The sequence below is a fragment of the Escherichia sp. WS568 genome, from assembly GCF_046486085.1.
GTDB lineage: Bacteria > Pseudomonadota > Gammaproteobacteria > Enterobacterales > Enterobacteriaceae > Escherichia > Escherichia coli.
Map to the genome: position 1 here is coordinate 24,950 of NZ_JBJQMC010000002.1, position 26,401 is coordinate 51,350.

A 26,401-nucleotide genomic window follows, 5' to 3' on the forward strand; every position below is an offset into this window, starting at 1 on the left:
CTTACTGAAACTCCTGCAAATTCCAGTTACCGATATCTGCGCCAGCGCCTTCCCCATTTTCCTGACCATCCGCCCCCAGGGTATAAACATCAAACACTCCTTTTTCACCCGGGCTGAGATACTGATAATCATTGCCCCACGGATCCTTTGGCAGTCGTTTAATGTATCCACCGGTACGGTAGTTGCGGGAGTCCGCCATATTGGCCGGTTGCTGGATCAGCGCTTCCAGCCCCTGTTCGGTGGTCGGATAACGCCCGTTATCCAGTCGGTACATATCCAGCGCATTCTCCAGCGCCACGATATCGCTGATGGCTTTTTGCCGATCGGCTTTCTCTTTGTTGCCCAACAGGTTAGGCACCACCAGACTTGCCAGGACGCCAAGAATAACAATCACCACCATCACTTCCAGCAGGGTAAAACCTGCCCGTGGTTTTTGTGTGCGGGATAACGAATTCATGTGATAACTCCGTAAATTACATTCCAACCATATTGTTCAGTTGCAGCATCGGTTCGAGGATGGCGATGACGATAAACAGCACCACGCCCGCCATCATCACCACCAGCGCCGGCTCAAACAGCCCTAACGCCAGCCCCACCTGGGTATCAAATTCCCGTTCCTGGTTGACCGCGGCCTGTTCAAGCATGGTTTCCAGCTCGCCGCTCTGTTCGCCGGAGGCGATCATGTACAACATCATCGGCGGGAACAGGCGCAGATCCGCCAGCGCGGCGCGCAGGCTGCTTCCTTCGCGGACGCGATCTGCCGCCAGCAGCAGTTGTTGCTCGACATAACGATTTGCCGACACGGCGGCGGCGGTCTGAATGCCTTCCAGCAGCGGAACACTGCTGGCGGTGAGGATGCTTAATGTGCGGGAAAAACGCGCCGTATTCAGTCCGCGCGCAACACGCCCCGTCACGGGCAAACGCAGCAAGGTTTTATCCCAGCGCAGGCGCATCGCAGGATTTTTGAGTAGCCGTTGCCCCAGCACCAGAAGCCCCAGCAAACCCGCCAGCCAGTACACGCCGCTGGTCTGTAACGTGTCGCTCATGGCGATGAGCATTCGGGTGGAGGCAGGCAGCGCGTGTCCGAGATGATCAAACTGTTCGATAATTTTCGGCACTACTGCCGTCAGCAAAATAGTGACCACGCCCGTTGCCACCACCAGCAGTACCAGCGGGTAGAGCATGGCCTGCAGCAGGCGTGATTTCAGACGCTGCCGCTGTTCGGTGTAATCCGCCAGGCGATTGAGCACCACGTCGAGATGTCCGGATTTTTCTCCGGCAGCGACCATCGAACAAAACAGGGAGTCAAAGACGCGGGGATGTTCGCGCAGGCTGTCCGACAGGGTATAACCTTCCTGAATCCGGCTGCGCAGCGCCATTCCGAGGCTTTTTACATGCAGTTTTTCACTTTGCTCACTGACCGCCTGTAAGCAGGTTTCCAGCGGCATTGCTGCCTGCACCAGCGTTGCCAGTTGGCGTGTGAACAGCGCCAAATCTGCCGCCGCCACGCGACGATGTGCATGCCGCCGACGCTGCAACATTCCCCCTGTCGAAGCATTCAGCCGGGCTTCAATGTGCACGGGGATAAGCTCTTTACCACGCAACAATTGACGGGCATGACGCGCGGAATCCGCCTCAATCATTCCTTTGGTTTTGCGACCATTACGCTCCAGCGCCTGATAGTAAAACAGTGCCATTACGCCTCCATGGTTACCCGCAGAACTTCATCGAGAGAGGTTTCTCCGGCGAGCACTTTCTCAATGCCGTTGCTGCGGATACCCGCAGAGTGTTGCCGGACATAACGCTCCAGCTCCAGTTCCCCGGCCTGACGGTGGATCAAATCACGTAATGTGGCGTCCACCACGATCAGCTCATGGATGGCAGTACGTCCGCGAAAACCTTTGTGATTACAGGCGGGGCAACCCTGCGGATGGTACAGCGTGACGGCATGCGTATCGGAGATCCCCATAAGGCGTTTTTCTTCGTCGGTGGCAGGCGCGGCCTGGCGGCAGTCGGGACACAGCGTGCGAACCAGCCGCTGCGCCATCACGCCCGTCAGACTGGAAGAGAGCAGGAAAGGCTCAACGCCCATATCCTGCAGACGTGTGATCGCCCCCACCGCCGTGTTGGTATGCAGCGTGGAAAGTACCAGGTGCCCCGTGAGCGACGCCTGAACAGCGATTTCTGCGGTTTCGGTATCGCGGATTTCACCGACCATCACCACATCCGGGTCCTGACGCAAAATCGCGCGCAGGCCACGGGCGAAGGTCATGCCGACGCGGGTGTTAACCTGTGTCTGACCGATCCCTTCAATCATGTATTCGATGGGATCTTCAACCGTGAGAATGTTGCGCGAATGGTTGTTCAGCTCCTGCAATCCGGCGTACAGCGTGGTGCTTTTGCCGGAACCTGTCGGCCCCGTCACCAGAAAGATGCCGTGCGGTTTGTGTAACAGCTGGCGCAACTGCGCAGTCAGTTCGTGACTTAAACCCAGACGCTCCAGTGTCAGGCGGGCCTGGTTTTTGTCCAGCAGTCGCAGCACCACGCGCTCGCCCCAGGCGGAAGGCATGGTGGAGACGCGCACGTCGATCGCCCGACCGCCCAGCAGCAGCGCAATACGGCCATCCTGTGGTACGCGCTTTTCGGCGATATCCAGCCGCGCCATCACCTTGATACGCGAGACCAGCAGCGAGGCCAGCTTGCGACCGGGGCGCAACATTTCATGTAATGTGCCGTCAACACGAAAACGGATCACCAGACTCTTTTCAAACGTCTCGATGTGGATATCCGAAGCGCCTTCTTTAATCGCCTCTGCCAGCATGGCGTTGATCAGTTTGATGATCGGCGCATCGTCGTCACTTTCCAGCAGATCTTCCGTTTCCGGCAGTTCTTCTGCGAGGGTAAAAAAGTCCTCGGCAGAACCGAGATCTTCCATCAGTTGGCGAGCCTCGGAAGAGTCCCGCTGCCAGACCGCATTCAGCCGCTGTTCAAATTCGGCCTCGTCGATTTGCCTCAGCGTAAAAGACGCGTTCAGCCCCCGCTGCAGCTCCTGCAAAACAGAGAGCGACAACGGATGAACATGGAGGATCTCCAGCGACGCTTCGCACCATGCCACCAGGCTAAACCGACGGCTGAAACTGTAGGGCAGACGCACGGTGTTAGCGGTGGTTTCCTGTGCTACAGGCACCATTAACGCGTTCTCCCGGCATTAAGGAACGCGCGAACTTCTGGCGGTAGAGCCTGATTTTGCGCTGGCAGTACCGGCTGCGCGGTGTGCGGCATCAGGCTCAAGCCTTGCTCATCGCGGTAGATTTGCTCAGCGCGCATATAGTTATATTTGCGCTGCGACACGCCGTCTGCCGCCATACCGTCACGCAGAATGGTCGGGCGGATAAACACCATCAGGTTACGTTTTTCTTTTTTATCCGCCGTCGATTTAAACAGGTTACCAATCAACGGGATATCGCCCAGCAGCGGCACTTTCGCCACGCTTTCTCCCGCCTGGTCGTCCATCAGACCGCCAAGCACGATCAGCTCACCATCGTTTGCCAGCACGGTGGTTTTCAGTTTGCGCTCGCCAAACACGACGTCGAGACTGGTCTGTCCTTCCACCTTCGACACTTCCTGCTCAATCACCATCTGTACCGCGTTTCCTTCGTTAATCTGCGGCGTGACTTTCAGCATGATGCCGACTTTTTTCCTCTCTACCGTATTGAAAGGATTGCTGTTATTAGAGCCAACAGTAGAGCCGGTTAATACCGGAACGTCCTGGCCCACCATGAAGAAGGCTTCCTGGTTGTCCAGCGTGGTGATACTCGGCGTGGAGAGCACGTTCGAGCTGGAGTCGTTTTTGACCGCCTGTACCAGCGCCATCCAGTCGCCTTTCACCACGCCAACCGCCGTACCGCTAAAGCCAGAAAGAAGCTGAGCGAGCGTGGAGAGATCGCCGTTAGTATCCGGGTTAATGGTGGTAGCGCCGTTTTCACTGATCACCGTGGAGCCTTTCTGCGGTTTTGCCTGAGAAATGGCTGCACCCAGCGTGCCAATAGGGATCTGCGTACCGTTAGCAAACTGCATTAATCCGGCATCTTTCGACGCCCACTGCACGCCGAAATTGATATTGCTACCTTCGGCAACTTCCACGATCAACGCCTCGACGTGCACCTGAGCACGGCGAATATCCAGTTGTTCAATCACGCTTTGCAGCGACTGCATGATGTCCTGCGGCGCGGTAACAATCAGGGCATTACTGTGTTTGCTGGCGGCGATGGAGACAACCTCACGCCCGCTACCGACGGTGCCTTCCGCCTCTTCTTTAGCCGCCGTGAGCGTGCCGCTGACCTGCTTCAGTACATCGACCAGATCTTCGGCTTTGCTGTATTTGAGATAGAAAACCTGGCTGTTGCCGCTGCGCTCCATTTCTGAGTCCAGCCGACGGATCAGGCGGCGCATTTTGTCTCGCGTGGCGGGATCACCACTGACAATCACGCTGTTGGTGCGTTCATCAGCGACAATTTGAGATTTCAGCGTTGCTGGCTGGTTCTCGCCGCTGTTTTTCGTCAGGCTTTCCAGCACGCGGGCAATTTCCGAAGCTGAGGCGTTATCCAGCGGGATCACCTCTTCAGTGCGATTTCCCGCATGATCCACGCGCTGGATCACTTCTGTCAGCCGTTCCACGACGGAGGCGCGCCCGGTGAGCATAATCACGTTGGAGGGATCGTAATTAACAACGTTGCCAGACCCCGCGCTGTCAATCATCTGGCGCAGAATCGGTGCCAGCTCGCGTACCGACACATTACGTACCGGCACGACTTTGGTGACCATTTCATCGCCCGCGTAGTTGTCGCTGCCTTCACCGACCAGCGGCAGCGGCTCGACTTTCGCAGCGCTGGATTTCACCACCTTCAGCACGTCGTTTTCCATCGGTACGACCGCATACCCCTGTGCTTCCAGCAGGTTAAGGAATAACTGGTAATACTGGCGTTCATTGAGCGGAGTCATAGTGCGAATACTCACTTTCCCCTGAACGCCCGGCCCCATAATGATGGTTTTATTCAGGTTAGCGCCGACGGTTTCAATGAACGATTTCAGGTCGGTATCTTTAAAATTAGCGGTGAAAGTGGCTTCTTCCGCCCAGACCGGTGAACTGCATAATGCCGCTGCCAGCACCAGCGGCAGTAAACGCTTTTTTGTTTTGAGGCCAGTTGTCTTCTTACGCCAGACCGACAACGTCATATCACGCCAAAACACGATGAATGATTCTCCTGGATTAAATGCGGTTAGCGCAGCGCGATGGAAATGTCGTAGCGCGCACCCTTGCGTAAAACCGTAAGTTGAATGGAATCCATTGAAGGTAACTGCCGCATCAGAGCAATCATTGCTCGTGGATCAGTGAAATCCTGCTGATTTAGCGCAATGGCGATATCGCCTTCCTTAAAACCGCTGGCATCGAACAGAGAACGATCTGCCCCCGGTTTCACTGCATAACCGACAATCCCTTCCTTACGCACAGGCGTAAGCTGGATATAGTTAAAAATTTTCTGCGGATCTTTCGCCAGTGCCTGACGCACGGCAGCCGGGATCTCAACTGGCGCACTGGCAGCAGGCTCAGCAACAGCTTGCTTTGCTTCGTCGCTGACGGCTTTTTTGCTGGTCACGGCTATGGTGGGACGCTTCTCTTCTGCCAGACTCAGACGTTCCATTTTTCCCTGATAGCGCAGCATCACATGGTCGCGGTTGATTTCCTCAATCACTGCGTTGTGCGAGCCAAGCGTTTCACCCTGCAAATAGACCTGCTGTTTACCACCTTCTTCAATAACCGCGCCGGGTCTGGCACCAAAGGCGATCCCACGCAACACCACATTAAGACGCGTTTCGGCCACAGGTGCAGGTTCGGGTTGTTTTACCGGCGTGGCGACGGGCTGATATTTGCCAAACCAGTTTTGCTGGCTGATTAATTGCACGTCATTTTTATCGAACGCTTTTGCATCCGCACGGAGCGGTTTATTCGCCGATGGGGAAACCGCCGTATATTCCGCAGAAAAGGAGAAATAGCGCCAGAGTGAATGCGCCACTTTTGCAGAAATAATAAGCAGCATCAGCCAGAACATCCCGCGTGCAATTTTGCGCAGATGCTCTTTGTCTGTATTAAGAGATTGTCTCTGGTTAAGAGTGTGACGAATTTTTGTCAGCCATTGAATGAGATAAATTCGTGCGTCACGAAAAACAACCCGCGCCAATTTATATCTACCCGACGTTATGCTTTGACTATACCACAGGTGGTACGATCCAGTTTCCGCTGATACTGGTTACCTGTACGTGTATCATTAATCGTTATGCTGTAATTAATTCCCTCAGTGATCATTAATTTCACCGTCGGGTCAGCGCACATTTGTCGTTGATAGCTGGTTAAAAAGGCGTCAGGTGTCTGCGTGGTCTGAGTACCCGCTTCGCTGATAATGGTCATTTTTACCGTCGTGCCGCTACTTTGTGCCAGCACTAAGGTATATCCCGCAGATTTAATCGGCAGGTTTTGGCTGATATTTTGCGCCTGTTTTTTCGCCAGTAAACTGGCATTTTCATTATGGCTGGCACAGCCACTTAATAATCCTGTAACGCTCAACAATAGCGATATTAATACCCTCCCTGGCATTTGTTTTATCGACATGGTAAATAATCTCTAAGGTTATTAATAAGAGTTAAAATGTCACTTTGATAATGACGTGGTTATCATTAAAACAATGCCTGTAGATAAAGTGTTGCTATACCGCCCAGACTTAAACACGGTCCAAAAGGCAGTGTGGTTGATCCTCTTTTTGTAATAACGGCATATATCAGGCCGCAGCATGAGGCGATTAAAGCAACATTGGGTAGCGACAACGGCCCCACCCAGCCACCTAACGCAGCGAAAAGTAATACATCGCCCATGCCTAATGCTTCTTTACGCAGAACTATTCCGGCTATCCAGCGCAGAGAGTAAAAAGTGATAAACCCCACCAGTACGCCGGTAACTGCGTCTTGTAGCGTGAGCGGGCTCTGCTGCGCCCATGCCGCAATTAGTCCCGTCCACAATACGCCCTGAGTAAAAACATCGGGCAGCCATTGGTTATCGAGGTCAATGACGCTCGCGGCAATCAGCCAGGCGGATAATATCATCACCGCCAGCGCCCATCCACTTTCCGGCCACACCAGGCTCGCCAGCAAAAAAGCGAGTGCCGTCAATAACTCCACCAGCGGATAACGCTTGCTGATTTTCGCCTGACAATCACGGCAGCGCCCTTTGAGCATCAACCAGGAGAGCAGCGGAATATTGTCACGAACGCGGATAGTCTGCTGGCAATGCGGACAGTGCGAACGCGGCAGCGCAAGGCTTATTTTTGACTGCGCACTCGACATTTCACCGTGAAACTCCGCCATTTGTTGGCGCAGCATGATGGGGTAACGCCAAATCACCACATTCAAAAAACTGCCGATGATCAATCCTCCGACGGTAGCCAGGACGGGCATCGCCGCGGGGTATTGCTGAAAAACATCAAAAAACATGGTTAAAGGTTATTTGTTGTAACTTGCCGGATGCGGGCCTGCAGGTGTATGCCATACGGCTTTCCTCCAGGCCCGATGCGCCTTATTTCATGCCGGATGCGGCGCGAGCGCCTTATCCGGCATACAGGCTTACTCAGCTGACATCTTATGCTCGGTAACCTGATTAATGGTTTCCGGCCCTTGCTGCGGTTTCGGCAGATTAAGCGCCGCCAGTGTCTCGTAAGCCGACTGGCTCACACCGCCCTCGAAGTTCATCTCGCTCGCTCCCGGCAACTGGTAAGCATTCGCGCCCGGATTCCATTTCTTAAAGAACTCCGAAAGATCCGTCTGGGCGACCCAGGATGCACACAGCATCAGCTTGTCGGCAGCGTTACCGTTGGATTCGGCACAGTAATTTCTTTCGCCAAACTTGGTTTTGCCAACCTCATCGCCGCGTGCTTTACGATGCATCAACTGGAACAGGTTCCAGCCTTTCATCCCTTCACGCTCGCTGTAGAACGCTGGCAGATTGCCATCTGGATACCACGTCTTGATATCAAAGTTTTTCTCTGCCCACTCTTTCAGCTGCGCGTACATCAGCAGACGGTCGCCCGCACCGCCGCGCGCCCATGCCTGACCGTTGCTCTCCTCCAGATATTCCGGCGCGACGGTAATATCGTCAGCGACACGGTTCATCTTGCCGAGATAGCGATCCTGCATGTACAGCGCCAGCACGTTGTTCGCTACTTCAGTTGCGCCAGGAACAGTCAGCGGCGTTTCGGCGGCGTTGTGACCAACTTCGTGCCAGATCAGCCAGTCGTTCAGCGGCGTCGTCGGCAGCGTGGTGCTGTTCGTCGAGAAGCTGCTGTTCATTACCGGATAACCAGAGTGCGCATCACCGATGGAGATCTGCACATCGTTGGTGAAACGATGCTTGTGGCCCGTCAAGTTTTTATAGGTAAACATCCGGTGCTTACCGTCTTCATCATTACGACCGTAGAAGTCATTCATCGAGCTGGCAAAGGTATCCAGATCTTTAGCGAATTCTGCTACGCCACCAGTGAAATTGCTGGCCTCAAGGTTCTTCTTCGGCGTGGTGTAGACGAAAGCGTCTGACTCCAGCTCGCCCAACGGCGCAGGGGAGTTCAGAGCGTTTTTCCATTCGCCGTCTTTATAGAACGGCGCTTTTACCACACCAGTAAAGGTGAATTCGGCTGACTCATTCTTTGGGCTGTTGCCCTTGATATAAATCAGACCACCGTAAGGCACCTTGAAGGTCACCTTATCATTGGCTTTCAGATCATAGGTTTTCGTCACTTTTGGCGGACGGTTCAGCGCGACTTCATGCTTCTCGCGTCCGGTCAGATCGTCGGCCAGCGCCACGGTGACAGTCACAGGAACTGATGCAGTAGACTCAATGGTGACCTCTTTCTGAGCCGGAGCCCACAGGCCAGTAGACTGCATGTTACCTGCAAACCATTTGGTCGGATTCGAGTACAGGCTGATGGTTTCAGTAACCTTCTCACCTTCTGCCGATACCGCTCCCGGATACTTCTCGACATCAACTTTGATGTTCAGATCCCACCAGGAACGACCCAGCATCAGGCGCGTCAGCGGTTTTTCCATATAGTTGAGCGGATAGCTCGGGTTAATCATGCCCGCTTTATTAACGCTCTTCTCGCCGTAGATCATGTTGTTATCGACCAGCGATTTTTTCAGCTCATCAGAACACTGCGTGCCGCCAGTATAGGCATCGTTGGCGTAGCAGTTCAGGAACTCGGTGAACGTTTTAAAGCCCAGCTCGTCATCCTTGTCGTTTTCATAGCGATATTCAATTTTATTCCACAGCCAGACCGACATGTTCTGGTACAGACGTTCCAGATCGACGCTGCTCAGACGCTCACCTTTGCGACCATTGGTCCGGAAGTAGAGCTCATGCTGATACAGACGCTGAATGTTGGTGCCTAAATCCGCAGCCTGCACCATCGCTTTTGCCGTGTCGGCGCTGAGATTCAGTTGCGTATAGCGCGGAACATACATGCCACCAGTAACCGGAACGTTCGTGCCAGGACGGTATTCCAGGCAGTTGATTTCGTAGTGATATGTCGAGTCCTTACACTCCTCTAATCCCTTGAATTTTTCCAGAATTTTCTTCTTCGCAGCATCCAGAGATTCAGTCGTTTTGTGGTCGGCCTCATCAATAAAGGCATAACGCGTTTCCTGTTTGCCATCTACATCTTCCAGCCAGCTGGCAACTTCCAGCTTCGGTTTGTCATCAGGTTTGTTTTCTACCTGATATTTCCACTTAACTTCCCCTGTCTTACTATCGATGGTGTACGGCAGCGCACCATCTGCAGCAGGATAACGTTCATAGACCCAAATGCCCGTTGCGCGCTGCTGACGAACGCGGTTCGGATACCCTTGAGGATCGTTATTCACCACCGACTTGTTCAGTGCCATCGACAGACCTGCGGCATCAAGCAGACGTACAAAGCCAGATGCGCTCTCTTCCTTAAGATTGCTCATCACGTTTTCCATGATCAGCACCGATCCACCTTTGTTCAGATAGGCGATCAGATCGGTCACATCCTGCTGGGTCAGCTTCGGTTTGCTGGTATCTGCACGCAGTGGGATTGCGTAAGGATCACTACCCACCTGAGTCACATATTCAAAGCCGTTAAGGATCAGCAGCGGCATTTCCTGCGGATCGAGATCGCCATAGCTACTTAAATGCTCAACAGAGATGCCCGCAAAATCCGGATGGAAGCCGAACGCAGCACTGTTTCCTGTAACCTGACCATGACGTTTGAAATAGACGGTATCCAGGTTGGTGCCTACGGTCATGCTGGCTTTCGCGTCCGGCGTCCATTTATCGTCGGACAAATAGCGCAACACGTTCTGCATGAAGTGCTTCATGTCATCTGAATCACCGCTGAGCGTACACTCACCTTTATCATTGACACCACCGGCCCAGCTGTAACCGTTCGGACAACGCAAGATGCTGTTGTAGTGCGGGTTACCGATAACCATCAGTTTGCCCTCACCGACTTGCCCCAGCGAGATAAACGGCAGGTTAAAAGTGGCAGTTTCGCGTGTCACGTTCTCCGGGCGCACAATGGAAGGCGCTTCCGTAATGTACGCCAGCTCATTTTTATCCCAGGCGCGTTTTTCGCCAAACGCCAGCCAGTAGTTTTTATCATTACGCGCCATCAGAATCGGGAAGGCCGCGTTGGAGATATTCACCACTGCCTGACCGCGCGCATTACCGGTACTGCCATAGAAGTTGGTAGAGTCATGGAAGACGTGGAATTTCGTCACTGATTTGTAATCTTTATCCACACCCCACAGCTTGTTGATAACGCCCTGAATCTGACCTTCGTTAACATTGCGTGCTGTCAACGAGAACCAACGCTGAGAGTTGCAGCCCCCAAGGGAGTCACAAATCGCCGTATCAATCTCTTTAGCCTGCCCGGATTCAAACTGCTCAAGAAATTCGTTTGTCCGCTCAAAGGTTTGATCGCCTTCGCTCAACGCCTCGCCATTGGATAACGAGAGATTGATAATCTCGTTGATTACGTTGGGATACTCGGCAAAGACCTTGCGCACTACGTCCGGCACTTCACGCTCATCATTTTTTCCGGCCTGGGAGTAACGATGAATAAGCTGATCAATATTCGCGCCGCGAACTTCGTCACCCAGTTCAGTCAACGCAATGGTCGACTTATTGCCGCGCACTGAGCCCAGTTCAAAGGTGTCGATACCAAAGGAGATGGTTTCGCCCCAGCTGAAGTTGAATTTGCCGTTTTCGCCAGTTACGCCACGGCCTGAGCTGGTGTAGTAATTTACGCCAACCACACCATTGCCCATGCTATCTACCAGTCGGCCTTCGGAGAGAATGATTTCAGTGGGTTGATACTGATAAAACTGTTCCGCGTTAGCCGACACGAAGGACGCGTTCAGATCCGGTTTTGTTCCCGGCGTGGTGACGGGCACAACCGGTGAAGTATGAGTGGATGGCGCTTTATCGGTCGCGGCATTGTTTTCCACCTCTTCATTGACCAGCTTTTTGAACTCTTCCGGTGCCAGATCGATTTGCTTATACAGCGAGTCGAAACGTTTACTCTCGATCACTGAGGAGAACGTCAGGCAAACCTGTTCTGTATTCGCCGGACAGCTGTTACTGGACGTTACCAGCGAAACCGCATTGCTTTTCTTGTCATCGGAAGCCGCCAGTTCTTGCGCGTCCTCAAGACTAAACGACACTTTTTCAACCGCACGCAGGCTACGCGCAGCTTCTGACTGGGTGTCGAAGGTAGCAATTGTCGTGTTGTTCCCTGCCACACAGGTGACTTTGTCGCCTGGCGTAAAGGTAAAGCCATCGCTGGATTCACCATTACAAGTAGCACCAGTTATCCGCTGGCTTCCGCCCAGGGTCAGATAACCCGTTTTCGTAGGAACAGGTTCTGGCTCCGGTTCTGGTGTTGGCTCAGGATCAGGTGTCGGTTCCGGCGTAGGTTCTGGGTCCGGCGTTGGCTCAGGCGTCGGCTCCGGGTTTGGTGTTGGATCAGGTTTCACTTCCGGCAAAGACCCTGTTCCAGAATCTACAGGCGGCGTATCGGAGGAAGATCCGGAGCCACCGCCATCACAACCGGCTAACAGGGTTGCACTCAAAATAGCCGCTAAAAGCGATTTCTTATATTTAAATTTCTTATTCATTAATAACGCAAGTGACAAAACAAAGTTAAAAGATTCGTAACCGGGGAAATAGTTTTATGCTTTATCTTCTTTAATAACTTCCTCCATTCTTAAGAAAACGGCATCATTGATAGAAAAACAGGTAAAGTTTATAAGACCCCCCCTATTCGATGTCTGGCTGGTGATTTTTACGAAATTTCATTAAACAAAAAATCAACAACTTTTCACAACGTAACTATATAAATTTGTTGGTAGTTTTAACGATTAAGATTGCAAAAGCAACAGATAGAACGGTGTTTGCTCATCAAGCGAACATAATTAATACTGACTTGTTTTGCGTGATAAATAATAGATGTTCTCACGCTCTTAATTATTTAGCAGGTTATCTGAACGCGAAACATTATTGCCACATGGATAATAAAGCGGGAAATAATTTTCCATTAATAAGACAGAGTAATGTAAATGAAGCCGGATGATATTAACGATCATCCGGCATTATTGATTTACGAGACTAACATCCCAGTAAACACATACGCCTGCAACAGCGTGATAATGCCGATAACGCTGGCAAAAATCAGACTGTGCTTCACGGTGTAGCGGAACAGTTCAGATTCTCGGCCCACCATGCCCGTCGCGGCGCAGGCCACGGCGATAGATTGCGGGGAGATCATCTTGCCAGTTACGCCGCCGCTGGTATTTGCTGCCACCAGCAGAGTGTCAGAGACGTTGATTTGCTGCGCCGTGGTCGATTGCAGTGAACCAAACAGGGCGTTAGAGGAGGTGTCCGAGCCGGTAAGGAATACGCCCAGCCAGCCGAGAAACGGTGAGAAAAACGGGAACATCACGCCTGTACCTGCCAGTACCAGCGCCAGCGTGGTGGACATACCGGAATAGTTGGTGACGAAGGCGAACGCCAGCACCATGCCAATCGACAATATCGGCCACTTCAGACTAATTAGCGTTTCGGCAAAGACGCCAATCCCTTTCTTGATGCCCACGCCGAGGATGAAGATAGAGATAATCGCCGCAATAAAAATAGCGGTGCCGCCAGCTGAGAGAGGGTCGAATTTAAACACCGCATCCATTGGCGTTGGTTGGGCGACAATGGGTGCCGCTTTCAACACTTGTTGATGCAAATGAGGGATCTGGAAATTAATCACCAGTGAATAAAACGCGCCGCCCGGAGCAAATAACGCTTTAAACGGCTTCATGGTCCAGATGGTGACCAGCACCGTTAAGATTAAAAACGGTGACCACGCACGAATGATTTGCCCCAGACTATATTCTGAAGGCACGGGACCGCCAGAAGACGGTTTATTCACCACCATCGCACCTGCGGATTGTCCCATGCTGATTGCCGTTTCGGTATTTTTCGGCCGCCAGACTTTAAGGAATAAAGCGAGTGAGACGATACTCACCAGCGCCGAAGTAATATCCGGCAGTTCCGGACCAATATAGTTAGAGGTAAAGAACTGCGTGACAGCGAAGCTTCCCCCAGCAACCAGCGCCGCTGGCCACGTCTCTTTCACCCCTTTCCAGCCGTCCATCATTGCTACCAGCCAGAACGGCACAAGAACCGACAGGAACGGTAACTGACGTCCCGCCATTGCGCCAATGTGGAACGGATCGATTCCCGTTACCTGACCGGCGACCAGAATCGGCACGCCCAACGCACCAAACGCCACCGGCGCAGTATTGGCAATCAGACACAGCCCCGCCGCGTATAACGGTTTGAAGCCCAGGCCCACCAGCAGCGCACCGGTAATCGCCACCGGCGCACCAAAGCCAGCCGCCCCTTCCAGCAGCGCGCCAAAGGAGAAACCAATCAGTAACACCTGTAAACGCTGATCGTCAGTGATGGAGATAACCGAGCTGCGGATAATATCGAACTGACCGCTGGCAACGGTTAATTTATAGAGGAACACCGCCGCAACAATAATCCACGCAATAGGCCATAATCCATAAATAAAGCCATAGCCCGCAGCAGCAAATGCCATATCAATCGGCATTTTAAAGGCGAATATTGCAATCAGGATAGATAATATAAGGGTTATTGCTCCAGCGACATGTCCTTTCAGACGTAATACCGCGAGTGCAACGAAGAAGAATATTATCGGGATCAGGGCGACCAGAGCGGATAGCCCCAGTCCTCCCATCGGCATATACATTTGGGTCCAGCTAACCATATTGTTCAGTCTCTTATTATCTTTATATGCTTGATATACTTAAGGTTGTAATAAGCAAAAGAGGACTGAACTGTAAAATATAGGCGTTATACTTTACAGCAACAGTACGCTGCTAACGCAATTGCTACCTCTGGCATAACAAGTATATCGGGTAAGGGTTTCTGTTCCGCACACGCAGGCGCAGAATATCGTTAAGATGTCCATATTGTTGTTTTAGGCCCGCTAGTAATGCGCTACGGGTATTTAATATTGTTAAACCCTGATAATCGCTCCGGTTATTTCCGGGATAAATGTACTACCGCAGTTACTATCATAGCCCCGACAATAAAACTTGCCGGGGCTTTTTTGACGCTATTAATGACTTTCTTTTTCGCGTAAACGCCAGGCGTGTAATAACGGTTCGGTATAGCCGTTTGGCTGTTTCACGCCGAGGAAGATTAAATCGCTGGCAGCTTTAAAAGCACACGAGTTAGCGAAATTCCCCGCCATCGGACGATAAGCCGGATCGCCAGCGTTTTGCTGATCAACCACTTTCGCCATATTCTCCAGCGACGCCTGCACCTGTTCTTTGGTCAGAATACCGTGACGTAACCAGTTGGCGATATGCTGGCTGGAGATACGCAGCGTTGCGCGGTCTTCCATCAGCGCCACGTTGTGAATATCCGGCACTTTTGAACAACCAATCCCCTGCTCCACCCAACGCACCACGTACCCCAGAATCCCCTGCACGTTGTTATCCAGCTCTTGTTGGATCTCTTCCACCGACCAGTTAGCGTTTTCAGCCACCGGAATAGTCAGCAGATCGTCCAGCAGCGGTTCAAATTCAGCATTGAACTCGCTCTGGGCAATGTTGGCCTGCACGCTCTGTACGTTGGTTTGGTGGTAGTGCAGCGCATGGAGCGTAGCAGCGGTTGGTGACGGAACCCAGGCTGTGTTTGCCCCGGCACGCAGTTGGTCGCCCTTCTGGCTGTACATGTCTGCCATCAGGTCCGGCATTGCCCACATGCCTTTACCGATTTGCGCTTTACCGCGCAGCCCACAGAACAGACCGGAAAGCACGTTATTACGCTCGTAGGCTTTGATCCAAGGCGTCGATTTCATCTGATTTTTACGCAGCATCGGGCCAGCTTCCATCACCGAATGCATTTCATCGCCGGTACGGTCGAGGAAACCGGTATTGATGAACGCCACGCGGTTGCGCGCCTGAGCGATACAGCTACGCAAGTTCAGCGAGGTCCGACGTTCTTCATCCATAATGCCCATTTTCAGGGTATTCGGTGCCATACCGAGCATTGTCTCAATGCGGGTAAACAGTTTGTTGGCGAACGCCACTTCCTGCGGACCGTGCATTTTCGGTTTCACAATATAGACGCTGCCAGTGCGCGAGTTTTTCTGCACTTTTAAATCATAGAGGGCAATCGCGCCAGTCATGACGCCATCAAGAATGCCTTCCGGGATTTCATTGCCTTCGCTGTCCCAAATCACAGGAATGGTCATCAAATGACCCACGTTGCGGATAAACAGCAGCGAGCGTCCGTGCAGAGAAATTTCAGAGCCATCGGCGGCGGTGTAATGACGATCGTCATTCAGTTTACGCACGATTTGTCGACCGTTTTTCTCCATTTTCTCTTGCAGAGTCCCCTGCATCAGGCCCAGCAGGTTGCGGTACAGCAGGATTTTATCTTCCGCATCAACCGCCGCGACCGAATCTTCGCAGTCGAGAATGGTACTGATGGCCGCTTCGACGATAACATCGTTGATGTGCGCCGGATCGTCTTTGCCAATCCGCCCGTTGGCATCAATTTGCAGTTCAATATGCAGGCCGTTATTTTTCAGCAAAATGCAGGTCGGCGCAGCGGCATCGCCACGGTAACCGACAAACTGCGCAGGGGTACGTAACGTGGTTTCTTTACCATTTTTCAACTGGATGCGTAATTGTTTATCGACCACCTTAAACGCCAGCACATCCTGATAGCTGCCGTTTTCCAGCGGTAGAGATTCATCGAGGAAACGCCGAACCCAGGCGATAACCTGCTCACCGCGCTGCGGATCGTAGCCGCTGACCATCGCCCCTTCCTGCGGGATGATGTCGCTGCCGTATAACGCATCGTACAGTGAGCCCCAGCGAGCGTTCGCCGCGTTCAGCGCGTAGCGGGCGTTCATTGCCGGAACCACCAGCTGTGGCCCCGCCTGGCTGGTGATTTCGCTGTCAATGCCCGTGGTTTCCACCGTCACGCGCTCCGGTTGTGGCACCAGGTAGCCCAGTTCACGCAGGAAAGATTTATAGGCCTCTTTATCTTTAACCGGCCCCGGATTGCTGCGATGCCACTCATCAAGCGCCGCCTGAATGCGATCGCGTTCTGCCAGCAACTGACGATTTTCTGGTGCCAGATCGTGAACGATCTCATCAAAATTGCGCCAGAACGCCGCAGTGTCCAACCCTGTTCCCGGTAAAACTTCTTCATCCACAAAACGTTTAAAATTGGCGTTAATGCGTAAACGGCCCTGGGTTATGGTTTGACTCATTGTTTATCTCCTCGTTTTCGCTTATTTCGCCAACACCGCTGCTGCCGCTTTCGCGACCTGCGCATCCTGTGCTCCGGTTAAACCAGAAACGCCCACGGCACCAATAATTTGCCCATCCACAACAACCGGTACGCCACCTTCCAGCGACGTCAGTAACGGCGCAGTCACGAACGCGGTACGTCCGTTGTTCACCATCTCTTCATAGCCCTTAGTTTCACGACGCCCCAGCGCGGCGGTACGCGCTTTCTCCTGGGAGATGTAAGCCGCAATCGGCGCGCAATCGTCCATGCGACTTAACGCCAGCAGATGACCGCCGTCATCGGCAACAGCAATGGAAACAGACCAGTTATTTTTCTGCGCCTCTTCCTGACCTGCGGCAATAATTGCACTCGCCATTTGCTGGCTAAGAATGACTTTAGTTTTCATTTTGTTATTCCTTTTCAAGGGCTTGTTCTACAATTTCAATCCAGTGACGCACAGAGGTACGACCGGCGCTCGCCAGATGCGTCTGGCAACCAATGTTGGCGGTGACGATCATTTCCGGTTTGCCGCTTTCCAGCGCATTCATTTTGTTATCCCGCAGCTGGCGCGCCAGATCGGGATGCGTTAACGCATATGTTCCCGCCGACCCGCAGCACAGATGGCTGTCGGGAACGTCCGTTAAGGTAAATCCAAGACGAAGCAACACTTTTTCCACTTCGCCGTTCAGCTTTTGCGCATGTTGTAGGGTACACGGGCAGTGGAAGGCCAGTTTTTTATCGCCGCGAATTGCCAGTTTTTCCAGCGGTTCCTCGCGCAGAAGTTCGACTAAATCGACCGCCAGCTCACTGACCTGACGCGCTTTATCGGCATATAACGCATCGTTTTTCAGCATCTGCCCATACTCTTTAACGAACGCGCCACAACCGCTGGCGGTTTGCAAAATTGCCTCGGCACCTGCTTCAATCGCGGGCCACCAGGCATCAATATTATTTCGCGCCCGCGCCAGCCCTTTCTCTTGCGCATTAAGATGATAGTCCACCGCGCCACAACAGCCTGCTTCGTTAGCTGGCATGACGCTGATCCCCAGACGATCCAGCACTCGCGCAGTTGCCGCGTTGGTGTTGGGCGAAAGCGTAGGCTGGGCGCAGCCTTCCAGCATTAAAACCCGACGCTTATGGCGCAGCGGTGGTCGCGGTTTAGCTTTCACCGTTTCGGCGGGCAGTTTTGCTCTGACCTGTTCCGGCAGAAACGGTCGCAGCACCAGTCCTACCTGCGTCAGCGCACGGAAGACCGCCGGACGCGGCACTACCTGGCGCAATCCTTCGCGCAGCATTCGCTCCGGCAATGGGCGTTTCACTTTCTGCTCGACAATATCACGCCCGATATCCAGCAAATTGTGATAGCGCACACCAGAAGGACAGGTGGTTTCACAATTGCGGCAAGTGAGACAGCGATCGAGATGCTCCTGTGTTTTAAGCGTGACTTCGTTGCCTTCCAGCACCTGTTTAATCAGATAGATGCGCCCGCGCGGCCCGTCCAGTTCATCGCCCAGGAGCTGATAGGTTGGGCAGGTTGCGGTACAAAATCCGCAGTGAACACAGGCGCGCAGGATGCTGTCGGCTTCCAGCGCCCGCGCGTTCTGCCGCATCTCTTCGGTTAATTGGGTTTGCATAGCCTGCTCCTTAAAGCTCCGCGTACATGCGACCGGGATTAAACACGCCGCAAGGGTCGAGCTGCTGTTTAAGCTGCTGGTGATAGCGGAATAAAGGAGCCGGTAGCGGGGCAAAACCACCATCTCCGGCACTAAAGCGGGTCGCATGACCGCCAGCGTTGCGGGCAATGCGATGGATTTGATTGTCATCGGCTGTCGATTTCAGCCAGCGTAACGCCCCGCCCCAGTCGATCAGTTGCTCGCCGGGTAAATCCATCATCGGCGCATCGCTGGGTAATGAAATGCGCCATAAGGTACCTGGTAACGAGAAGAACGGCAGTTGTTGTTCACGCAATTGCTGCCAGAACTGATCCGCAACCTCTTCGCCACCCAGCAGTTCACGCGCTGCTTTTACCGATCCTTCGCCGCCCTCAAGGCGGATCCACAACGCATTGTCGAAGTAACATAAGCCACTAATGGGTAATGGCTGGAGTTGCCACTGGGCGATTTCATTCATGGCTTCTTGCAGGCTGATTTCCCGACGCAGACTCAGGGTGGCGCGTGGTCGCGGTAACACTTTCATCGAGATTTCAGTGAGCACACCCAGACAACCGTAGCTTCCGGCCATTAACCGTGAGAGATCGTATCCGGCAACGTTTTTCATCACTTCGCCACCAAAACGCAGATGTTTTCCAGTGCCGGTAATGATGCGCGTGCCGAGGACAAAATCGCGGACCGAACCACTCCACGGGCGACGCGGCCCCGCCAGCCCGCAGGCGATCATCCCGCCCCAGGTGGCTTCTTCACCATAATGCGGCGGCTCGCAGGGGAGCATTTGCCCGGCGCTCTCCAGCGCCGCTTCAATCGCCACCAGCGGCGTTCCGGCACGCGCGGTTATCACCAGCTCGGTCGGGTCGTAATTAACAATGCCGCGATGACAACGCACATCCAGCGTTTGCCCGGTGACAGGACGACCTAAAAAGGCTTTGCTATTGCTGCCCTGAATCACCAGCGGCGTTTTATCGCTAATCGCCTGATTCACCTGCTCCAGCAGCGCCTGGCTGTAATCACACTCGCGTAGCATCAGAAACGCTCCAGTTCAGGAAAAGGTAAATGACCGTGATGCACATGCATGGCACCAAATTCAGCACAGCGGTGTAGCGTGGGAATGTTTTTTCCTGGGTTCAGCAAACCATCGGGGTCAAACGCCGCCTTGACCGCATGGAAGGTCGTGATTTCATCGCTGTTGAACTGGGCGCACATTTGATTGATTTTTTCGCGCCCAATGCCATGTTCCCCACTGATGCTGCCGCCAACTTCAACGCAGAGTTCGAGGATCTTCCCGCCCAGCTCTTCCGCGCGGGCAAATTCACCGGGTTCGTTGGCATCGAAAAGGATTAACGGGTGCATGTTGCCGTCTCCGGCATGAAAGACGTTGGCAACGCGTAAATCATATTGCTGCGATAAACGGGCAATGCCTTCCAGTACGCCAGGCAGGGCGCGGCGCGGGATGGTGCCATCCATGCAGTAGTAATCCGGGGAGATACGTCCTACCGCCGGGAACGCATTTTTGCGACCGGCCCAGAAACGTACTCGCTCTGCTTCGTCCTGTGCCAGACGGACGTCAGTCGCACCCGCGTTCAACAAGATGTCGTTAACCTGCTCGCAGTCTTCCTGTACGTCAGACTCCACGCCGTCCAGTTCGCATAACAAAATCGCTTCGGCATCGACGGGATAACCGGCATGAATAAAATCTTCCGCCGCGCGAATCGACAGGTTATCCATCATCTCCAGCCCGCCGGGGATAATGCCATTGGCGATGATGTCACCAACCGCAAGTCCGGCTTTTTCTACCGAGTCAAAGCTGGCTAACAGCACCCGCGCCACGGGCGGCTTCGGCAGCAGTTTTACCGTCACTTCGGTGGTCACGCCGAGCATACCTTCCGATCCGGTAAACAGCGCCAGCAGGTCAAAACCAGGCGAATCCAGCGCGTCCGATCCCAGCGTCAGCGCCTCGCCGTCCAGCGTTTGCACTTCAATTTTCAGCAGGTTATGTACGGTTAGACCATATTTCAGGCAGTGAACGCCACCGGCATTTTCCGCCACATTGCCGCCAATCGAACAGGCGATTTGTGAGGACGGATCCGGCGCGTAATAGAGATTATGCGGCGCAACGGCCTGGGAGATCGCCAGGTTACGCACGCCCGGCTGCACGCGCGCACGGCGACCAACGGGGTTAATGTCGAGGATCTCTTTAAAGCGCGCCATCACCAACAACACACCTTTTTCCAGCGGCAGCGCGCCACCAGAAAGCCCGGTGCCTGCACCACGGGTCACCACCGGTACACGCAGGCGGTGGCAGACAGCCAGAATCGCCGTCACCTGTTCCATCTGCTTAGGCAGAACAACCAGTAATGGACGCGTGCGATACGCGCTCAACCCGTCACACTCGTAAGGAATGATCTCCTCATCGGTATGCAGGATCTCCAGTCCAGGGACATGCTCACGCAGTGCCATCAGTACCGATGTGCGGTCGACATCGGGTAAAGCGCCATCAAGACGCTCTTCGTACAAGATGCTCATGAGTAGGGTTCGCTTTGTTGTGTTGTGTGGCAGCTGATTTTTTCGCGCTGCTTCTGTGAACAGTTATTAAGCGGGCTTTTCGTTTTCGTCTATCTCTTTAGCTACCGGTCAGACCATTTTTTTTCCAGCTCTGTGACCTTGTCCTGGTTAACTTAATGTTAAATTGATGTAACATAATCACTTGCGTGATGTGCGTGTTTTGCGAGTTAAGAACAGAAAAATTGGTCCTACCTGTGCACGAGGTCCGGGAATGAAAGATGAACGTCGCCCTATTTGCGAAGTGGTTGCAGAGAGTATCGAACGGTTAATTATCGACGGCGTACTGAAGGTCGGTCAGCCGCTTCCCTCGGAACGTCGACTGTGTGAAAAGCTCGGCTTCTCACGCTCCGCACTGCGTGAAGGGCTGACCGTGCTGCGCGGGCGCGGGATTATTGAAACGGCGCAGGGTCGCGATTCTCGTGTCGCACGGCTTAATCGGGTGCAGGACACCAGCCCGCTGATCCATCTGTTCAGTACGCAGCCGCGAACGCTGTACGATCTGCTCGACGTTCGCGCATTGCTGGAGGGTGAATCGGCAAGGCTGGCGGCAACGCTGGGAACCCAGGCTGATTTTGTTGTGATAACCCGCTGTTATGAAAAAATGCTCGCCGCCAGTGAGAACAACAAAGAGATTTCGCTGATCGAACATGCGCAGTTGGATCACGCTTTCCATCTCGCCATTTGTCAGGCTTCTCACAATCAGGTGTTGGTGTTTACGCTGCAATCATTGACCGATCTGATGTTTAATTCAGTGTTTGCCAGCGTAAATAATCTCTACCATCGACCACAGCAAAAAAAGCAGATCGATCGCCAGCATGCGCGGATCTACAACGCGGTGTTGCAGCGGCTGCCGCACGTCGCCCAGCGCGCAGCACGCGATCATGTGCGGACCGTGAAAAAGAATCTCCACGATATCGAGCTGGAAGGCCACCATTTGATTCGCTCGGCGGTGCCGCTGGAGATGAACAAGGTGGGAATGTGAGCCGAGTTTTCACCCTCACCCTAACCCTTTCCCCGAGGGGCGAGGGATCGCCCCTGCGCTTAACAGGATCTGGTATTAAATCTGCTTTTCATACAATCGGTAACGCTTGTACGGCTCTGCCCCAATGCGTTCCAGCATGTTATTCATGCCTGTATTGGTTTCGAGGATCCATGACATCTCCAGCGCATCGATCTTCCGGCGGGCAAACGGATCGCGTAAGGCTTCAATCAATAACAGCGCAATCACCGGGCCGATGCGGCTGAACTGATACTCGTCCCGCACGCCCATCAGCGGTACTCGCGCAGTTCGCACACCGCTGACTTTTAAACGCCACAGCAATTTTGCCCAGCCGAAGGGAAAGAGCGATCCGTTCAGATCGGCAATCGCCTCGTTGATGTTTGGCAAGCCGACAATAAACGCGCAGGGTGCAGAATCAATCTCAGCGATGTAGATCATATCGTCCGGCACCAGATATTTAAGTTGGTCGCCCATGGTCGCGAATTCATGTTCGGTAAACGGCACAAATCCCCAGTTGTGCTGCCAGCCAGAGTTGAAAATCTCACGCAGGATCTGCATCTCTTCAGCAAACCGCTGACGATTGATGCAACGAATGGTCACCTTTTTGCGTACCTGATCCATCAGTTTTTTTAGCGCCGGAGAGAAAGTGAGATCGGTTCGCTGCATCCACCACGCCAGTAAATCAATGCCTTTGTGATAACCCAATTGTTCAATATGCGCGGCATACCACGGTTTGCCGTGTGGCATCATCGCACAGGGTGGTGTATCGAAACCTTCAATCAGTAATCCGCTTTCCTGATTGATATTCAGGCTGAAAGGACCGCTGATCTTACTTGCACCTTGTGACTTCAACCACGCTTCCGCTGCGCCAAACAACGCGGCAAAAACCTGCGGATCATCAATGGCGTCAATCATGCCGAAATGACCGGTATCTTTGCCGTAACGCTCGCGGTGCAATGTATCTATTTGCGCGGTAATACGCCCAACTATCTGCCCCGCTTTTTTTGCCACCCACGCCTGCCAGATGATATGGTCCGTCCCCGGATTTTTCGCAGACAAATGCTCGTTGCGTTCAATGAATAAAGGGGGTATCCAGTTTGGATCGTCGGGATAAAGTGATGACGGAAAAGCGATAAATGCCTTAAGGTCATTTTTATTAATTACTTTTTCAATTTTAATCATCAGCAGATCGCATTCCATAGTTCTGTGGGTAACAAATAATTAACGGTGACAAACAGGTTGCAACAGCAACGAACGGCACCTTAATAATCAACCCAATGAATACAAACAACGAATAAATAGTATTTATTAATGATTACGATAAGGTCAGAGACTACACAGAAGCGCCACAATGCCTTTTGTCGATTTAAGGCGACCGGACAAGGCTCCTTCTTAATATATTCATAAATTAAATATCATTCACAATAAAAACAAAAAACTCAAATTCATTATTTAAATCAATGTTCATTTTCACACTGATGAAAATACTATCTCATTTATCTTTTATGCCTATATAATCCACCGCATTATTGTCATTTTATTTTTGATATCCAATTTTTTCGTGGTGTATATGTCTAATAAAATCTTTACGCATTCCCTACCTATGCGCTATGCCGATTTTCCAACGCTGGTTGATGCTTTGGACTATGCCGCTCTGAGTAGCGCTGGAATGAATTTTTATGACAGACGTTGCCAACTTGAAGATCAACTGGAATATCAGACGTTAAAAGCGCGTGCCGAAGCTGGTGCGAAGCGGTTGTTATCGCTAAACCTGAAAAAAGGCGATCGCGTGGCGCTGATTGCCGAAACCAGTAGCGGGTTCGTAGAGGCTTTTTTTGCCTGCCAGTATGCCGGCTTAGTCGCCGTCCCGTTGGCGATTCCCATGGGCGTCGGTCAGCGGGATTCCTGGAGCGCCAAGCTGCAGGGTTTACTGGCAAGTTGCCAGCCCGCAGCCATTATCACTGGTGATGAGTGGTTGCCACTGGTCAATGCCGCGACGCATAACAACAACCCCGAATTACATGTTTTAAGCCACGCCTGGTTTAAGGCATTACCGGAAGCCGATGTTGCGCTCCAGCGTCCAGTTCCGAACGATATCGCCTACCTCCAGTACACCTCCGGCAGCACCCGTTTTCCCCGTGGCGTCATTATCACCCATCGCGAAGTGATGGCTAATCTACGTGCTATAAGCCACGATGGCATAAAATTACGCCCTGGCGACCGCTGCGTCTCCTGGCTGCCTTTCTACCATGATATGGGACTGGTCGGCTTTCTCCTGACCCCCGTCGCCACGCAGCTTTCAGTAGATTATTTGCGCACTCAGGATTTTGCCATGCGTCCTCTGCAATGGCTTAAATTGATCAGTAAAAATCGCGGCACCGTTTCCGTTGCGCCGCCGTTTGGCTATGAATTGTGCCAGCGCCGCGTGAATGAAAAAGATCTCGCTGAACTGGATCTTTCCTGCTGGCGCGTCGCTGGTATTGGTGCAGAACCCATCTCCGCAGAACAACTCCATCAATTCGCTGAATGTTTCCGTCAGGTCAACTTTGACGATAAAACTTTCATGCCGTGCTACGGACTGGCAGAAAATGCGCTGGCTGTCAGCTTCTCTGATGAAGCTTCCGGGGTTGTGGTTAACGAAGTGGATCGCGACATCCTCGAATATCAGGGCAAAGCCGTCGCGCCGGATGCTGAAACACGCGCCGTATCGACTTTCGTCAACTGCGGTAAAGCGTTGCCGGAACATGGCATTGAAATCCGCAATGAAGCAGGTATACCTGTCGCGGAACGTGTGGTAGGCCATATTTGCATCTCCGGCCCTAGCCTGATGAGCGGTTACTTTGGCGACCAGATTTCACAAGACGAGATTGCCGCGACGGGCTGGTTAGACACCGGCGACCTCGGTTATCTGCTGGACGGTTATCTGTATGTCACCGGACGCATTAAAGATCTGATTATTATTCGTGGCCGTAATATCTGGCCGCAGGATATTGAATATATTGCGGAACAGGAACCGGAAATTCATTCTGGCGATGCGATTGCTTTTGTTACCGCCCAGGAAAAAATCATTTTGCAGATCCAGTGTCGGATCAGCGATGAAGAACGTCGCGGGCAGCTTATCCACGCGCTGGCAGCACGGATCCAAAGCGAATTTGGCGTTACCGCGGATATCGATCTGTTGCCGCCCCACAGTATTCCCCGAACATCCTCCGGCAAGCCTGCCCGTGCGGAAGCGAAAAAACGTTATCAGAAGGCTTATGCTGCCAGTCTTCATGTGCAGGAGTCTCTGGCATGAATCAAACTGTCGCGGTGACGGGCGCTACCGGGTTTATCGGTAAATATATTATTGATAACCTGCTCGCCTGCGGCTTTCACGTTCGCGCATTGACGCGTACTGCCCGCGCTCACGTCAATGATAATCTCACTTGGGTGCGCGGTTCGCTGGAAGATACACATTCGCTTAGCGAACTGGTTACCGGAGCCAGCGCGGTGGTCCATTGCGCCGGGCAAGTGCGCGGGCACAAAGAAGAGATTTTTACCCGCTGCAACGTTGACGGCAGCCTGCGCCTGATGCAAGCGGCAAAAGAGAGCGGCTTTTGCCAACGTTTTCTGTTTATCTCTTCGCTGGCGGCGCGCCATCCCGAACTCTCCTGGTACGCAAATTCCAAACACGTCGCCGAACAACAGCTGACTGCAATGGCTGACGAAATTACGTTGGGCGTTTTTCGCCCGACAGCCGTGTATGGTCCCGGCGATAAAGAGTTAAAACCGCTGTTTGACTGGATGCTGCGCGGTCTGCTGCCACGACTTGGCACGCCAGAGACACAGCTCTCTTTCCTGCACGTCACCGATTTTGCGCAAGCAGTGGGTCAGTGGTTAAGCGCCGAAACTGTACAGACGCAAACCTATGAATTATGCGATGGCGTCGCCGGAGGCTATGACTGGCAACGTGTCCAACAGCTTGTTGCCGATGTCCGCTGTGGTTCCGTGCGGATGGTCGGTATTCCTCTGCCGCTACTCACCTGCCTTGCGGATATCAGTACCGCGTTGAGCCGTCTGGCGGGTAAAGAACCGATGCTGACTCGTTCGAAAATCCGTGAATTAACCCATGCCGACTGGTCGGCAAGTAATAACCGTATTTCTGAAGATATTAATTGGTTTCCCGGGATTAGCCTGGAACACGCATTACGCAACGGGCTATTTTGATTGTCTTGTTTA

General features: G+C 52.9%; 18 protein-coding genes. 3 read left to right on the forward strand and 15 right to left on the reverse strand.

What is annotated here, in order from left to right; genetic code table 11:
* Position 1: 1 nt before the first annotated feature.
* The 14 genes from gspG to glcD all read right to left on the reverse strand — a co-directional run bounded on the left by gspG (position 2) and on the right by glcD (position 21,144).
* A complete protein-coding gene (gene gspG, locus ACJHWR_RS02545; protein ID WP_001087298.1) occupies positions 2-457 on the reverse strand; it encodes a type II secretion system major pseudopilin GspG in 456 nt (151 codons plus the stop codon).
* A 16-nt stretch (positions 458-473) separates the two neighbouring features.
* Positions 474-1,697 (reverse strand): type II secretion system inner membrane protein GspF, encoded by a 1,224-nt coding sequence (gspF, locus tag ACJHWR_RS02550; RefSeq protein ID WP_001173427.1) that lies wholly within the window; start codon positions 1,695-1,697, stop codon positions 474-476.
* The gene (gspE, locus tag ACJHWR_RS02555) at positions 1,697-3,190 is read right to left on the reverse strand and encodes a type II secretion system ATPase GspE (protein WP_023141654.1); all 1,494 of its coding nucleotides are present in this window, start codon (positions 3,188-3,190) and stop codon (positions 1,697-1,699) included. Before gspE ends, gspF begins: the two co-directional genes overlap by 1 nt.
* Positions 3,190-5,250, reverse strand: a complete 2,061-nt coding sequence (gspD, locus tag ACJHWR_RS02560) for a type II secretion system secretin GspD (RefSeq protein WP_000498848.1) — start codon at positions 5,248-5,250, stop codon at positions 3,190-3,192. The genes gspE and gspD overlap by 1 nt, the downstream gene beginning before the upstream one ends.
* Before the next feature lie 29 nt (positions 5,251-5,279).
* A complete protein-coding gene (gene gspC, locus ACJHWR_RS02565) occupies positions 5,280-6,239 on the reverse strand; it encodes a type II secretion system protein GspC (RefSeq protein WP_023141653.1) in 960 nt (319 codons plus the stop codon).
* A gap of 17 nt (positions 6,240-6,256) precedes the next feature.
* Positions 6,257-6,667: a type II secretion system pilot lipoprotein GspS-beta gene (gene gspS2 / locus ACJHWR_RS02570; RefSeq protein ID WP_001324279.1), complete on the reverse strand. Its 411-nt coding sequence runs from the start codon at positions 6,665-6,667 to the stop codon at positions 6,257-6,259.
* 65 nt (positions 6,668-6,732) lie between these two features.
* Complete coding sequence (gene pppA, locus ACJHWR_RS02575; RefSeq protein ID WP_001296399.1) at positions 6,733-7,542, reverse strand: prepilin peptidase PppA; 810 nt, start codon at positions 7,540-7,542, stop codon at positions 6,733-6,735.
* A 129-nt stretch (positions 7,543-7,671) separates the two neighbouring features.
* Positions 7,672-12,237 (reverse strand): lipoprotein metalloprotease SslE, encoded by a 4,566-nt coding sequence (sslE, locus tag ACJHWR_RS02580; RefSeq protein ID WP_023141652.1) that lies wholly within the window; start codon positions 12,235-12,237, stop codon positions 7,672-7,674.
* A gap of 482 nt (positions 12,238-12,719) precedes the next feature.
* Complete coding sequence (glcA, locus tag ACJHWR_RS02585) at positions 12,720-14,402, reverse strand: glycolate permease GlcA (RefSeq protein WP_023141650.1); 1,683 nt, start codon at positions 14,400-14,402, stop codon at positions 12,720-12,722.
* A 354-nt stretch (positions 14,403-14,756) separates the two neighbouring features.
* A complete protein-coding gene (glcB, locus tag ACJHWR_RS02590; protein WP_000084128.1) occupies positions 14,757-16,928 on the reverse strand; it encodes a malate synthase G in 2,172 nt (723 codons plus the stop codon).
* Between the two features lie 21 nt (positions 16,929-16,949).
* Entirely contained in the window at positions 16,950-17,354 is a 405-nt protein-coding gene (locus tag ACJHWR_RS02595; protein ID WP_000853256.1) for a GlcG family protein, read from the reverse strand.
* Positions 17,355-17,358: 4 nt separating this feature from the next.
* On the reverse strand, positions 17,359-18,582 hold the full coding sequence (gene glcF, locus ACJHWR_RS02600; protein WP_001194675.1) for a glycolate oxidase subunit GlcF: 1,224 nt from the start codon (positions 18,580-18,582) through the stop codon (positions 17,359-17,361).
* A gap of 10 nt (positions 18,583-18,592) precedes the next feature.
* On the reverse strand, positions 18,593-19,645 hold the full coding sequence (gene glcE, locus ACJHWR_RS02605; RefSeq protein ID WP_000943048.1) for a glycolate oxidase subunit GlcE: 1,053 nt from the start codon (positions 19,643-19,645) through the stop codon (positions 18,593-18,595).
* A complete protein-coding gene (gene glcD, locus ACJHWR_RS02610; protein WP_000026112.1) occupies positions 19,645-21,144 on the reverse strand; it encodes a glycolate oxidase subunit GlcD in 1,500 nt (499 codons plus the stop codon). The genes glcE and glcD overlap by 1 nt, the downstream gene beginning before the upstream one ends.
* Before the next feature lie 250 nt (positions 21,145-21,394).
* Here glcD and glcC point away from each other — a divergent pair, with 250 nt between their 5' ends.
* Complete coding sequence (gene glcC, locus ACJHWR_RS02615; protein WP_001296406.1) at positions 21,395-22,165, forward strand: transcriptional regulator GlcC; 771 nt, start codon at positions 21,395-21,397, stop codon at positions 22,163-22,165.
* 75 nt (positions 22,166-22,240) lie between these two features.
* Here glcC and yghO read toward each other — a convergent pair whose 3' ends face one another.
* Positions 22,241-23,383, reverse strand: a complete 1,143-nt coding sequence (gene yghO, locus ACJHWR_RS02620; RefSeq protein ID WP_001300526.1) for a protein YghO — start codon at positions 23,381-23,383, stop codon at positions 22,241-22,243.
* A gap of 370 nt (positions 23,384-23,753) precedes the next feature.
* Between yghO and ACJHWR_RS02625 the strand changes: the two genes are divergently transcribed.
* Positions 23,754-25,478: a fatty acyl-AMP ligase gene (locus ACJHWR_RS02625; RefSeq protein WP_001530864.1), complete on the forward strand. Its 1,725-nt coding sequence runs from the start codon at positions 23,754-23,756 to the stop codon at positions 25,476-25,478.
* On the forward strand, positions 25,475-26,389 hold the full coding sequence (locus ACJHWR_RS02630; RefSeq protein WP_001077115.1) for an NAD-dependent epimerase/dehydratase family protein: 915 nt from the start codon (positions 25,475-25,477) through the stop codon (positions 26,387-26,389). Before ACJHWR_RS02625 ends, ACJHWR_RS02630 begins: the two co-directional genes overlap by 4 nt.
* Positions 26,390-26,401 lie beyond the last annotated feature (12 nt).

Excerpts from the sequence above, each read along its gene's own strand:
- gspG (WP_001087298.1), bottom strand. The coding sequence starts at position 457 with ATGAATTCGTTATCCCGCACACAAAAACCACGGGCAGGTTTTACCCTG.
- gspF (WP_001173427.1), bottom strand. The coding sequence starts at position 1,697 with ATGGCACTGTTTTACTATCAGGCGCTGGAGCGTAATGGTCGCAAAACC.
- gspE (WP_023141654.1), bottom strand. The coding sequence starts at position 3,190 with ATGGTGCCTGTAGCACAGGAAACCACCGCTAACACCGTGCGTCTGCCC.
- gspS2 (WP_001324279.1), bottom strand. The coding sequence starts at position 6,667 with ATGTCGATAAAACAAATGCCAGGGAGGGTATTAATATCGCTATTGTTG.
- pppA (WP_001296399.1), bottom strand. The coding sequence starts at position 7,542 with ATGTTTTTTGATGTTTTTCAGCAATACCCCGCGGCGATGCCCGTCCTG.
- sslE (WP_023141652.1), bottom strand. The coding sequence starts at position 12,237 with ATGAATAAGAAATTTAAATATAAGAAATCGCTTTTAGCGGCTATTTTG.
- glcA (WP_023141650.1), bottom strand. The coding sequence starts at position 14,402 with ATGGTTAGCTGGACCCAAATGTATATGCCGATGGGAGGACTGGGGCTA.
- glcB (WP_000084128.1), bottom strand. The coding sequence starts at position 16,928 with ATGAGTCAAACCATAACCCAGGGCCGTTTACGCATTAACGCCAATTTT.
- ACJHWR_RS02595 (WP_000853256.1), bottom strand. The coding sequence starts at position 17,354 with ATGAAAACTAAAGTCATTCTTAGCCAGCAAATGGCGAGTGCAATTATT.
- glcF (WP_001194675.1), bottom strand. The coding sequence starts at position 18,582 with ATGCAAACCCAATTAACCGAAGAGATGCGGCAGAACGCGCGGGCGCTG.
- glcE (WP_000943048.1), bottom strand. The coding sequence starts at position 19,645 with ATGCTACGCGAGTGTGATTACAGCCAGGCGCTGCTGGAGCAGGTGAAT.
- glcD (WP_000026112.1), bottom strand. The coding sequence starts at position 21,144 with ATGAGCATCTTGTACGAAGAGCGTCTTGATGGCGCTTTACCCGATGTC.
- glcC (WP_001296406.1), top strand. The coding sequence starts at position 21,395 with ATGAAAGATGAACGTCGCCCTATTTGCGAAGTGGTTGCAGAGAGTATC.
- yghO (WP_001300526.1), bottom strand. The coding sequence starts at position 23,383 with ATGGAATGCGATCTGCTGATGATTAAAATTGAAAAAGTAATTAATAAA.
- ACJHWR_RS02625 (WP_001530864.1), top strand. The coding sequence starts at position 23,754 with ATGTCTAATAAAATCTTTACGCATTCCCTACCTATGCGCTATGCCGAT.
- ACJHWR_RS02630 (WP_001077115.1), top strand. The coding sequence starts at position 25,475 with ATGAATCAAACTGTCGCGGTGACGGGCGCTACCGGGTTTATCGGTAAA.